At 72.7% G+C, this 10,901-nt stretch carries 11 protein-coding genes; 9 read left to right on the top strand and 2 right to left on the bottom strand.

Annotated features, from left to right (window positions below):
• Positions 1–60 precede the first annotated feature (60 nt).
• Entirely contained in the window at positions 61–1,011 is a 951-nt protein-coding gene (locus tag Sru01_RS00730) for a LysR substrate-binding domain-containing protein (protein WP_239136668.1), read from the bottom strand.
• 121 nt (positions 1,012–1,132) lie between these two features.
• Between Sru01_RS00730 and Sru01_RS00725 the strand changes: the two genes are divergently transcribed.
• The 9 genes from Sru01_RS00725 to dmpG are packed head-to-tail and all read left to right on the top strand — an operon-like array spanning position 1,133 to position 9,490.
• A complete protein-coding gene (locus tag Sru01_RS00725) occupies positions 1,133–2,605 on the top strand; it encodes a 2-hydroxymuconic semialdehyde dehydrogenase (RefSeq protein ID WP_203981832.1) in 1,473 nt (490 codons plus the stop codon).
• Between the two features lie 9 nt (positions 2,606–2,614).
• Entirely contained in the window at positions 2,615–3,451 is an 837-nt protein-coding gene (locus Sru01_RS00720; protein ID WP_203981831.1) for a 2-keto-4-pentenoate hydratase, read from the top strand.
• Positions 3,448–4,230, top strand: coding sequence for a 2-keto-4-pentenoate hydratase (locus tag Sru01_RS00715; RefSeq protein ID WP_239136666.1), 783 nt, complete (start codon positions 3,448–3,450; stop codon positions 4,228–4,230). Before Sru01_RS00720 ends, Sru01_RS00715 begins: the two co-directional genes overlap by 4 nt.
• Positions 4,227–4,661 carry a RidA family protein gene (locus Sru01_RS00710; RefSeq protein ID WP_203981830.1) on the top strand — a complete coding sequence of 145 codons (435 nt, stop codon included), beginning with the start codon at positions 4,227–4,229 and terminating at the stop codon, positions 4,659–4,661. Before Sru01_RS00715 ends, Sru01_RS00710 begins: the two co-directional genes overlap by 4 nt.
• Positions 4,658–5,230 carry a 3-hydroxyanthranilate 3,4-dioxygenase gene (locus tag Sru01_RS00705; RefSeq protein ID WP_203981829.1) on the top strand — a complete coding sequence of 191 codons (573 nt, stop codon included), beginning with the start codon at positions 4,658–4,660 and terminating at the stop codon, positions 5,228–5,230. Before Sru01_RS00710 ends, Sru01_RS00705 begins: the two co-directional genes overlap by 4 nt.
• A 57-nt stretch (positions 5,231–5,287) precedes the next feature.
• On the top strand, positions 5,288–6,289 hold the full coding sequence (locus Sru01_RS00700) for an amidohydrolase family protein (protein ID WP_203981828.1): 1,002 nt from the start codon (positions 5,288–5,290) through the stop codon (positions 6,287–6,289).
• Positions 6,286–7,581, top strand: a complete 1,296-nt coding sequence (locus tag Sru01_RS00695; protein WP_203981827.1) for a carboxylesterase/lipase family protein — start codon at positions 6,286–6,288, stop codon at positions 7,579–7,581. Before Sru01_RS00700 ends, Sru01_RS00695 begins: the two co-directional genes overlap by 4 nt.
• Positions 7,560–8,477, top strand: coding sequence for an acetaldehyde dehydrogenase (acetylating) (locus tag Sru01_RS00690; protein ID WP_203981826.1), 918 nt, complete (start codon positions 7,560–7,562; stop codon positions 8,475–8,477). The genes Sru01_RS00695 and Sru01_RS00690 overlap by 22 nt, the downstream gene beginning before the upstream one ends.
• Entirely contained in the window at positions 8,477–9,490 is a 1,014-nt protein-coding gene (gene dmpG / locus Sru01_RS00685) for a 4-hydroxy-2-oxovalerate aldolase (RefSeq protein WP_203981825.1), read from the top strand. The genes Sru01_RS00690 and dmpG overlap by 1 nt, the downstream gene beginning before the upstream one ends.
• Positions 9,491–9,616: 126 nt before the next feature.
• Here dmpG and Sru01_RS00680 read toward each other — a convergent pair whose 3' ends face one another.
• Positions 9,617–10,825 carry an NAD(P)/FAD-dependent oxidoreductase gene (locus tag Sru01_RS00680; protein ID WP_203981824.1) on the bottom strand — a complete coding sequence of 403 codons (1,209 nt, stop codon included), beginning with the start codon at positions 10,823–10,825 and terminating at the stop codon, positions 9,617–9,619.
• Positions 10,826–10,901 lie beyond the last annotated feature (76 nt).

The following is a 10,901-nucleotide window of genomic DNA, read 5'->3' as shown; positions in this document are numbered from 1 at the left end:
CCGGGGCCGCCTGGCGCCGTCCCGGTGTGCGGTGGCCCCGGGGACCCGGGGGAGAGGTCGTCAGCCGGTGGCGTCGAGGGCGGTCAGCAACTCGGCGGCCTGGCGGTGCAGCCACTTCAGCATCAGATGCGCCGACGGGGTGAGCGGGCGCCCGGCCGGGAGGGTCACGCCGACCGGGCGGCGTACCGAGGGGAGCGGCACGGGCAACGGGGCCAGCTCCGGGTCGGCCCGGGCGACCAGGTCGGGCAGGGCCGCGATCATGTCGGTGTCCCGGAGCAGGGCGCGGATCGTCAGCATCGAGGTGCATTCCACCCGGTCGGCCGGCAACGTGAGCCCCTGGGAGCGGAAGACCTGGTCGAGTTCCGTTCGCAGCGCCGTCTGCTCCAGGGGCAGGACCCAGGGAAAGGCGAGCAGGTCGGCCAGCACCGGGTCGGCGAGATCATGGGCGGGATGGCCGGTGCGGGTGACCAGCCGGACCGGTTCGCTGTAGAGCCTGACCTGGCGCAGGGCGGGCGCGTCCTCGATCGGGTTGAGGCGGCCGAGGATCAGGTCGATCTCCCCGTCGAGCAGGCGGGGTACCTGGGCGTCGAACGTCGCCTCCTGGACGATGACGGTGATGCCCGGCCGCTCGGACTTGAGTGCCGCGATCGCCCGGGGCAGCAACACGTTGGATCCGGCGAGCAGCGTTCCCACGGTCACGGTGCCGGCCGTGCCGTCGGCCAGCTCGCCGATCCGCTCCTCGGCCCGGCGGAGTTCGGCCAGGACGGTGCGGGCGTGCTCGATGAACGTGTGGCCGAACAGGGTCGGCGTCACGCCGCGCGGGTGCCGCACGAACAGCTGGACGCCGAGGAGGTCCTCCACCTCGCGCAGCGCCCGGGTGACGGCCGGCTGGGCCAGGCGCAGGCGGTCGGCGGCGTGCAGGACGCTGCCCTGTTCGGAGATGGCGACCAGCAGGACCAGGTGCCGGAGCTTCAGCCGCCCGTTCAGCAGGTCGACCGCACGCATGGCCATGAGCTCTCCCTATGACGAGTTGGTGATATCTGCGGGCGAGAACAGTATTGGACTGTTATATGAGTCTCGCACACCATTGCAGATGTCCGGCCGTCGCCGGAGTACGGCGGAGGGAATGGTGATGGAGAGGCGAGCGTCCGAGCCGGCCAGGGTGCCGGCCAGGGTGCCGGCCTACGTGGCCGGGGCGTCCCGCTGGGAGAGCGACACCTTTCCGCTGGTGGACCCCACCGACGGGACGGTCGTCGGGCACGTCCCCGAGTGCTCGGCGGACACCGTCGACGAGGCGGTGAGCGCGGCCGGTGCCGCGCTGCGCGGCCCCTGGGGCGATACCTGCCCTGAGGACCGCGCCGCGCTGCTGCGCCGGATCGCCGGCCGTATCCAGGACAGGTTCGACGAGTTCGTCGACGCGGAGGTGCGGGACACCGGACGGCCACGGGCGTTCGCCGAGACGGTCGACGTGCCTCGCGCCATCGGCAATTTCCGCGCCTACGCCGACCTGCTCTACGGAAGCGCCGAGCGGGCCTACCACACCGCCATCCCCGGCTGGAGCGCCGGATCCGGCCGGGTCCTGAACTACTCGCTGCGGCGCCCGCTCGGGGTGGTCGCGGTGATCTCGCCGTGGAACCTGCCCCTGCTGCTGATGACCTGGAAGGTCGCGCCGGCCCTGGCCGCCGGCAACACGGTCGTCGCCAAGCCGTCGGAGGAGACTCCGAGCAGCGCGGCACTGCTCGCCGAGGTGATCCACGAGGTGGGGCCGCCGCCGGGGGTGTTCAACCTGGTGCACGGCCACGGACCCGGCGGGGCCGGAGAGTTCCTGACCGCCCATCCGGGGGTGGACGCGATCGCCTTCACCGGGGCGTCGGCCACCGGGAGTGCCATCATGCGGGCCGCCGCGGCCAACGTGACGCCCGTCTCGTTCGAACTCGGCGGCAAGAACCCGGCGCTCGTCTTCGCCGACGCCGATCCCGCCGAGGCGGTGGCCGGGACCCTGCGGTCGGCGTTCGCCCACTCGGGCCAGATCTGCCTGTGCACCGAGCGGGTGTACGTCGAGCGGCCCATCTTCGCGGAGTTCGTCGCGGCGCTCGGCGAGCGGGCCCGCGCGCTCACCGGCTACGGGCCGATGATCTCGGCGGACCACCGGGACAAGGTCCTGTCCTATTACCGGATGGCCGCTGCCGGGGGCGCCACGGTGGTCGCCGGGGGCGGCGTACCCGTCTTCGGTGACGCCCGTGACCAGGGATTCTACGTCGAGCCGACGGTACTGACCGGTCTGCCGGAGAACGCCAGGCCGGTCCGCGAAGAGATCTTCGGGCCGGTCTGCCACGTCGCCCCGTTCGACACCGAGGACGAGGCGGTGCTGCTGGCCAACGACAGCCCGTACGGACTGGCGGCGGCGGTGTGGACGCGGGACCTCTCCCGGGCGCATCGGGTGGCGTCCCGGATCGAGGCCGGGACCGTCTGGGTCAACTGCTGGAACGTGCGCGACCTGCGAACCCCCTTCGGTGGCATGAAGGCCTCGGGGATCGGCAGAGAAGGCGGCGAGCATTCCCTCGATTTCTTCTCCGAGCCCGTCAACGTCTGCGTCCAGATCTGAGGTGGGGCAGTGACCGGGACATCCAAAACCGCGCTCGACGGGGCGCTCGACACGGCGCTCGACACGGCGGCCGGGCGGCTCCGGGCCGCTTACGCCACCGGCGCTCCCTGTGCTCCCGTGCGTGACCTCATCGGCACCGGGGACGACCGCCTCGCCGCCGCCTACCAGGTACAGGAACGCCTCACCCGGGAGTGGCTGGCCCAGGGCCGGCGACCGGTCGGTCACAAGATCGGATTGACATCACCCGCCGTCCAGCGACAACTCGGCGTGGACACCCCCGACTTCGGCCTGCTGCTGGCCGACATGGCGGTACCGGACGGAGCCGAGATCCCCGCCGGGGCGCTGCTCCAGCCCAGGGCCGAGGCCGAGGTCGCGCTGGTCCTGGACCGGGACCTCACCCGCGAGCGCCACACGATCGCCGACCTGGTCCGCGCCACCGCGTTCGCGCTGCCCGCCATCGAGGTGGTGGACAGCCGGATCCGGGACTGGGACATCACCATCACCGACACGGTCGCCGACAACGCCAGTGCCGGACGCTACGTGCTCGGCACCCGGCCGGTGCGGCTGCGGGACGTGGACCTGCGGACCGCCGGGATGGTCCTGGAGCGGCGGGGCGACCAGGTGTCCACCGGAATCGGCGCGGCGTGCCTGGGGCATCCGCTGAACGCGGCGCTGTGGCTGGCCGACACGCTCGTCCGGCTCGGCCGGCCGCTCCGGGAGGGAGACACCGTGCTCACCGGCGCCCTGGGCCCGGTGGTGACCGTCGCCCCGGGTGACGTCCTGGAGGCCCGGATCGCCGGACTCGGCGACGTCCGGGTGGCCTTCGCCGCCGAGGAGAACACATGAACGACACATCGACCGGCCCGATCGACGTGGCGGCGCTCGCGGAGATCCTGGATGACGCCGCCCGCTCCGGCCGGATGGTCTCCCGGCCGGCCGACACGACGCCGCTCGACGTCCCCACCGCCTACCAGGTGCAGCGGGCGGCGTTCGAGCGGCGTCGTGCTCGGGGCGAGCGACCGCTCGGCGTGAAGCTGGGTTTCACCAGCAAGGCGAAGATGGCGCAGATGGGGGTGGACGACCTCATCTGGGGGCTGCTGAGCGATGGGATGCTCATCGAGGACGGCGGCACGCTCGACGGTGGGGGTCTCGTCCATCCGCGGATCGAGCCGGAAGTGGCCTTCCTGCTCGGCCGCCCGATCTCCGCGGACACTCCGCCGACCCAGGTGGCCGCCGCGGTGGCCGGAGTCGCGGTCGCCTACGAGGTGCTCGACTCCCGGTACCAGGACTTCCGGTTCACCCTGCCCGACGTGATCGCCGACAACGCCTCGGCGGCGGCCTTCGGGGTCGGGCCGTGGCACCCACCGGCCGGCATCGCCAACACCGGGCTGATCCTGGAGATCGACGGACGGGCGGTGGCGACCGGTTCCTCGGCCGCGATCCTCGGAGATCCGCTGCGGTCGCTGGCGGCCGCCGCCCGGCTGGCCGGCGCGGCCGGAATCGAGCTGGAGCCCGGCTGGATCGTGCTCGCCGGCGCGGCGACCGCCGCGGTGCCGTTGCCGCCGAAGGCCCACGTCCGGGTGGTCGGCAGCGGGCTCGGGCAGGTCGAGGTGACCGTCCGATGACCGACGCCATCATCGTGCCGGGAGCGGCCCGGCCGCGTGGCCGGTTCCCGCACCTGCGGCGCGCGGGCGATCTGGTGTTCGTGTCCGGGACCAGCTCGCGGCGGCCGGACGGCACGTTCGCGGGCGCGGCCGCCGATGACATGGGAGTCACCCGGCTGGACATCCGGCTGCAGACCCGCGCCGTGCTGGAGAACGTCCGCGCGCTCCTGCTCGCCGCGGGCGGTGATCTCGCCGACGTGGTCAACGTGACCACCTACCTGGTCAGCATGAACGACTTCGGCGGGTACAACGAGATCTACGCCGAGTACTTCGACGAGAACGGCCCGGCCCGCACCACGGTCGCGGTACACCAGCTGCCGCACCCGCACCTGCTCATCGAGATCGCCTGCGTCGCGCACATCCCCCGTCCCAGAGAGGAATCCGCACCATGAGCCTGCCGCCGCTGTCCCACGGCCAGCCGTTCAACTTCCAGCGCTGGATCGACGAGCACCGAGAGCTGCTCAAGCCGCCGGTGGGCAACGTACAGATCTGGGAGGACACCGGGCTGATCGTCACCGTGGTCGGCGGGCCGAACCAGCGGACCGACTTCCACGACGACCCGCTGGAGGAGTTCTTCTACCAGCTCAGCGGGAACATGGTGCTGCGCGTCATGGAGGAGGAGGGCCGGCCTCCGGTGGACGTCCAGATCAACGAGGGTGACGTCTTCCTGCTGCCGCCGCACGTGCGGCACTCGCCGCAGCGGCCGGAGCCCGGCAGCATCGGGCTGGTCGTGGAGTTCACCCGCCCGGCCGGCGACATCGATGCCTTCGAGTGGTATTGCATGGAGTGCCACCACCTCGTCCACCGGTCGGAGGTGCAGCTGCGCTCCATCGTCGACGACCTGCCGCCGCTCTTCGAGCGTTTCTACGCCGGCGACCGGACCTGCCCGCACTGCGGCGCCCGGCATCCCGGCCGGCAGTGGCCCGCCGACCTGCGGCCCGTCACCGCCTCTCGCTCCTGACCCGCGCAGAGCGCCACTCCGGCCGCGTTCACGGCCGGCTGGACGAACGGAGATCCCGTGACGGTCATCGATGTGCACGCCCATGTCTTCCCGGCCATCTCCCGCGCCGAGAGCCGGATCCTGGCCGGCGCGGGCGAGCCGTGGCTGCGCGTGCACCAAGACGGCACCGGAATGATGATGAGCGGTGACGACCCCTACCGTCCGGTGGGCCAGGCGCTGTGGGACCCCGAACGCCGGCTCGCGGACATGGACGCGCTGGGCGTCGACCTGCAGGTGGTCTCCTCGACCCCGCTGATGTTCGGGTACGCCGCCGACGCCGGCCGCGCCGTGGACTGGTGCGATCTGGTGAACGACCGGATCCTGGAGCACTGCGCCCAGGCCCCCGATCGGTTGCTGCCCTTGTGCCAGGTCCCGTTGCAGGACGTCGGGCTGGCCGCCGAGACGGTCACCAAGGCGGCGGCCGCGGGGCACCGCGGTGTGCACATCGGCAACCATGTGGGCGACCGCGATCTCGACGATCACGCGCTGGTGGAGTTCCTGGCCCACTGCGCCGAAGAGGACATGCCGGTACTCGTCCATCCATGGGACATGCTCGCGGCCGGGCGCATGGGCCACCACATGCTCTCGTGGCTGGTCGGCATGCCCGCCGAAACCCACCGGAGCATTCTCGGATTGATCCTCTCCGGGGCGTTCGAGCGGCTCCCGCGGTCACTGCGGCTCTGTTTCTGTCACGGTGGCGGGTCGTTCCCCTACCTCCTCGGCCGGGCCGACAACGCCTGGCGCAACCGCGACATCGTCCGCGCCGATTCGCCGGTGCCGCCGTCGGAGTACGTCTCCCGCTTCTACGTCGACTCGGCGGTCTTCGACCCGCGCGCGCTCCGGCTGCTGGTCGACGTCATGGGCGTGGAGCGTGTCATGCTCGGTACGGACTACCCTTTCCCGCTCGGGGAGCTCAGCCCGGGCGCCACCGTGCGGGAATGCGCCGAGCTCACCGACGCGGCGCGAAGCCGCATCCTCGGCGGCAACGCCCGGGAGTTCTTCGGGCTGGACCGGCCATGAGCACCGCCGCGCGGGCCAGGGTCACCGGAGGTCTGCTGCGCGGCCACGACGAGAGCGGAGCCGTGACCTTTCGCGGGGTCCGCTACGCCGCGCCGGCCCGGCGCTTCACCCCGCCGGAGCCGGTGGAGCATTGGTCCGGCGAGCAGGACGCCCGGGACCATGGGCCGCCGGCCGCCCAGCGGCCCGGCCGGATGGCCTGGGTTCCAGGGCTGGCGCTCGACGCGGCGCGCAGCCGGGAGGACTGCCTCACCCTCACCGTCTGGACTCCCGGGTGTGACGGCGAACGGCGGCCGGTGCTGGTCTTCCTGCACGGTGGGGCCTTCGTGTCCGGATCAGGCGCGCAGGCGATGTACGACGGCGCGGCACTGGCGCGTGCCCACGGGCTGGTCGTCGTCACGGTGAACTACCGGCTGGGCTTTCTCGGCTTCGGCCACCACGACGCCACCCCCGCGAACCTCGGCCTGCGCGACCAGATCGCCGCGTTGCGCTGGGTGCGGGCGAACGCGGCCGCGTTCGGCGGGAACCCCGATCGGGTCACCCTGGCCGGGCACTCGGCGGGCGGCACCAGCGTGCTGGCCCTGATGACCTGCCCGGAGGCGCGCGGGTTGTTCGCCCGGGCCGCGCTGCTCAGCGCCGTACCGTACGGATTCGCCACGCCGGCCGAGGCCGCCGATCAGGCGGCCGCGGTGCGGCGCGCGCTCGGTCGCGGCGCCGGCCTCGGGTCGGTGCCGCTCCGGGCTCTGCTGGCCGCCCAGGACGTCGCCATGTCCGGCCGCCGGCTCGTCGCGGGAGTGTTGCCGGTGGCGCCGGTGGTCGACGGGAGCCTGCTGCCCCGCCACCCGGTCGAGGCCGTCCGTGCCGGTGCGGCCGGCCGGATACCGCTGCTGGTGTCGACCACCACCGAGGAGATGCGGTTGTACGCGGCGGCCGGCACGGTCCCGCCGGCGGAGGTGGCGGCGCGCACCCGCGAGGTGTTCGTGGACCCGGCGGACGAGGTCGCGCGCGCGCACCATGGCCCGGTGACCCGGGTGCGCTACGCCCGTCCCTCGCCGTTCACCCGGCATGGTGCCCGGCTCGGCGCCTGCCATCTGGCGGACGTGCCATTCCATCTCGGTACGTTCGCCGACGCCCGGGTGGCGCCGCTCGCCGGGACCGGCCCTGCCGTCGAGACGTTCGGCCGGGCGGTGACGGCGGCCTTCGCCGCCTTCTGCCGGGGCGATGAGACCACCGGCTTCTCCCGGCTGGCGGAACCGGACATCGGAGGAGAGGAATGGCATTCCCGAGCAAGGTAGCGATCATCGGATCGGGCAACATCGGCACGGATCTGATGATCAAAGTGATTCGGACCTCCCGGACGCTCGAAATGGCGGCCATGGTCGGCATCGACCCGCGGTCCGACGGGCTGGCCCGCGCCCGCCGGCTCGGCGTGGCCACGACCCACGAAGGGGTCGAGGGCTTGCTGGACATGGACGGCTTCCAGGACATCGCGGTGGTACTGGACGCCACCTCGGCCGGCGCCCACCGCCACAACGCCGAGGTTCTCGCCCCCTACCGCAAGAAGATCATCGATCTGACGCCCGCGGCGCTCGGCCCCTATGTCGTGCCGGCGGTCAACCTCGGCGAGCACCTGGACTCGCCCGGCGTGAACATGGTCACCTGCGGTGGTCAGGCCACCGTGCCGATCGTGGCGGCGGTGTCCGGGGTCACTCCGGTGCACTACGCCGAGATCGTGGCATCGATCGCGTCGCGCTCCGCGGGGCCCGGGACCAGGGCGAACATCGACGAGTTCACCGAGACCACCGCCAGGGCGCTGGAACGGGTCGGTGGTGCCGCCCGGGGAAAGGCGATCATCATCCTCAACCCCGCGGACCCGCCGCTGATCATGAGGGACACCGTCTACTGCGTGGTGGGGGAGGGTGACGACGACATGCTCGTCGCGTCCGTCCGGCGGATGGTCGCCGAGGTGGCCGCCTACGTTCCCGGCTACCGGCTCAAGCAGGACGTGCAGATCCGCCGGATCGGCCCCGGCGACCCGCTCGCCGGGTTCGCGGGCCTTCGCGGTCCCGGACGGCTGGTCTCGGTGTTCCTCGAGGTCGAAGGGGCGGCGCATTATCTGCCCGCCTACGCCGGCAACCTCGACATCATGACGTCCGCGGCGCTGCGGGTGGCCGAAAGGCTGGCCGCGTGATGACGGATCGAATCTTCGTGCAGGACGTGACCCTGCGGGACGGCATGCACGCCGTCCGCCACCGCTACACGGTCGACGAGGTCCGGGCGATCGCCGCCGCCCTGGACGCCGCCGGGGTGGACGCGATCGAGGTGACCCACGGCGACGGACTGGCCGGCTCCAGCGTCAACTACGGTCCCGGCGCCCACGATGACGAGGAATGGATCGCGGCGGCGGCCGAGGTGGTCTCCCGGGCCACGCTGACCGCCCTGCTGCTTCCCGGAATCGGCACGGTCGCCGACCTGCGGCGCGCGCACCGGCTGGGCGTTCGCTCCGTCCGGGTCGCCACCCACTGCACCGAGGCGGACGTCGCGGCGCAGCACATCGCGGCGGCCCGCGAACTCGGCATGGACGTGGCCGGGTTTTTGATGATGGCGCACCTGGCGCCGCCCGAGGAGCTGGCCCGGCAGGCCAGGCTGATGGAATCGTACGGAGCGCACTGCGTCTACGTCACCGACTCGGGCGGGCGCCTGACGATGGACGGCATCCGGCAGCGGATCCGCGCCTACCGGGACGTGCTCGACCCGGACACCGAGATCGGCGTGCACGCCCATCACAACCTCGGCCTCGGCGTCGCCAACTCGGTCGTCGCGGTGGAGAGCGGCGTCCGGCGCGTCGACGCGTCGCTCGCCGGGATGGGCGCCGGAGCCGGGAACTGCCCGCTGGAGGCGTTCGTCGCGGTGGCCGACCTGATGGGCTGGGCGCACGGCTGTGACGTCTTCGCCCTGATGGACGCGGCCGACGATCTCGTACGCCCGCTGCAGAACCGTCCCGTCCAGGTGGACCGGGAGACCCTCACCCTCGGCTATGCCGGCGTCTATTCCAGCTTCCTGCGGCACGCCGAGGACGCCGCCCGGCGATACGGCCTGCCGGCCCGCGACATCCTGGTCGAGGTCGGCCGGCGCGGGATGGTGGGCGGCCAGGAGGACATGATCGTCGACGTGGCGCTCGACCTGGTGAAGTCCCGGACGTGAGCGACGAGCACGAGGTCCCCTGCCGAGGATCGGCAGGGGACCTCGTGCTATCTCGCGGTATGTGGGGGCGGCCGGTCCGGTCCGCGCGAGGGCGGCCGGGCGGAGGGCCCGGCCGCCCGGGGCGGCTCAGATCCGGGCGGCCGGCGGGCGGATCCCCACGCGGTAGTCGGCGGCGCGCAGGATCTCGGCGGCGTCGTCGAGCGGCGGGTAGATCCGTTCCTGGTTCGTGGCGATCTTTCGTTGCTTCGCCGCGTCGCCGGTGCTCAGCACGGTCCGCTCCCAGCCGCTGGTCAGCACCGCTCCCGCACCGCCGAGGTCGACGCAGGTCGCGTACGGGGCGGGGTCGAACGTCGCGAGCGGCAGGCCGAGCAGGCCGGCCGCCGCGTTGTGGCCCGCGTACTTGCCGAGAGGGATGGCGTGCTGGCAGCACTGCAGCACCAGGTGTCCCGGTTCGGCGGTGGCCGCGGCGGTGTCGCCGGCCGCCAGAACGCCGGGGGCCTCCGGGACATGGAGGTGCCCGTCCACCTGCAACCGTCCGAGGGCGTCCCGCCGGCCCGGGATCTGCGCGGTCAACGGGCTCGCCTGCACGCCCGCCGTCCAGATGACCGTGTCCGCCGCCAGTTCGGTGCCATCGGTGAACGACACGGCGCCGGGTGCCACCGAGGCGATGCTCTGCCCCAGCCGGACCTCGATTCCCAGCCGGTCCAGAGCGGCGGCGATGGCGGGCCGGGGGCCGGGGCCGAGATCCGGGCCGATCTCGCCGGCGCGTTCGACCAGCACCACTCGCGGACGGTCCGCCGGGTCGGCCGGATCCGCGAGGGCGGCCAGCCGGCCGGCCAGTTCGGTGGCCACCTCCAGACCGGTGAACCCGGCTCCCACGACCACGGCGGTCCGGCGGCCGGGGCCTTCGGGAAGGCCGCGCAGATGACGATCCAGGGCGACCGCCCGCTCGATGGTGTCCACGTCATGGAGATGTTCGGCACCGGGAATGCCGGCGGGCCGCAACCGGCTGCCGGTGGCCAGCACCAACCGCCGGTAGCGGAAATCCAGCGGCCGGCCGCCCCGGTCGATCGCCGTCACGGTCCGGTTCCCGGCGTCGATGGACGACACGGTCGCCGGCACGTGGCGCACACCGATCGGCGTCAGGAAGCGGTCCAGCGGCACCCGCATCCGGTCCGGGTCGGCCTCGTACAGCCGTGGCCGGATGACCAGATCCTTGCCGGGGGCGATCAGGGTGATCGACAGGTCCGAGCCGGTCTCCGCGCGCACCCTGGCCGCGGCTGCGGCGCTCCACACCCCGGCGAATCCGCCACCGATGATGAGTATGTCCACCATGTGTAGTAATCCTTTCACGGAAAAGGTCGGTCAACGTGACGGGCCGGGCCCGCCGGCACCCGGCCCGGCCCGCCAC

The organism is Sphaerisporangium rufum, assembly GCF_016863395.1.
GTDB classification, from domain to species: Bacteria; Actinomycetota; Actinomycetes; order Streptosporangiales; family Streptosporangiaceae; genus Sphaerisporangium; species Sphaerisporangium rufum.
The sequence above is the reverse complement of the archived record's forward strand: the minus strand, read 5'-3'. Positions and strand labels throughout refer to the sequence as shown.

Bases quoted from the DNA above. Each gene is read 5' to 3' on its own strand.
- Sru01_RS00730 (WP_239136668.1), bottom strand. From the start codon at position 1,011: ATGGCCATGCGTGCGGTCGACCTGCTGAACGGGCGGCTGAAGCTCCGG.
- Sru01_RS00725 (WP_203981832.1), top strand. From the start codon at position 1,133: ATGGAGAGGCGAGCGTCCGAGCCGGCCAGGGTGCCGGCCAGGGTGCCG.
- Sru01_RS00715 (WP_239136666.1), top strand. From the start codon at position 3,448: ATGAACGACACATCGACCGGCCCGATCGACGTGGCGGCGCTCGCGGAG.
- Sru01_RS00710 (WP_203981830.1), top strand. From the start codon at position 4,227: ATGACCGACGCCATCATCGTGCCGGGAGCGGCCCGGCCGCGTGGCCGG.
- Sru01_RS00705 (WP_203981829.1), top strand. From the start codon at position 4,658: ATGAGCCTGCCGCCGCTGTCCCACGGCCAGCCGTTCAACTTCCAGCGC.
- Sru01_RS00695 (WP_203981827.1), top strand. From the start codon at position 6,286: ATGAGCACCGCCGCGCGGGCCAGGGTCACCGGAGGTCTGCTGCGCGGC.
- Sru01_RS00690 (WP_203981826.1), top strand. From the start codon at position 7,560: ATGGCATTCCCGAGCAAGGTAGCGATCATCGGATCGGGCAACATCGGC.
- dmpG (WP_203981825.1), top strand. From the start codon at position 8,477: ATGACGGATCGAATCTTCGTGCAGGACGTGACCCTGCGGGACGGCATG.
- Sru01_RS00680 (WP_203981824.1), bottom strand. From the start codon at position 10,825: ATGGTGGACATACTCATCATCGGTGGCGGATTCGCCGGGGTGTGGAGC.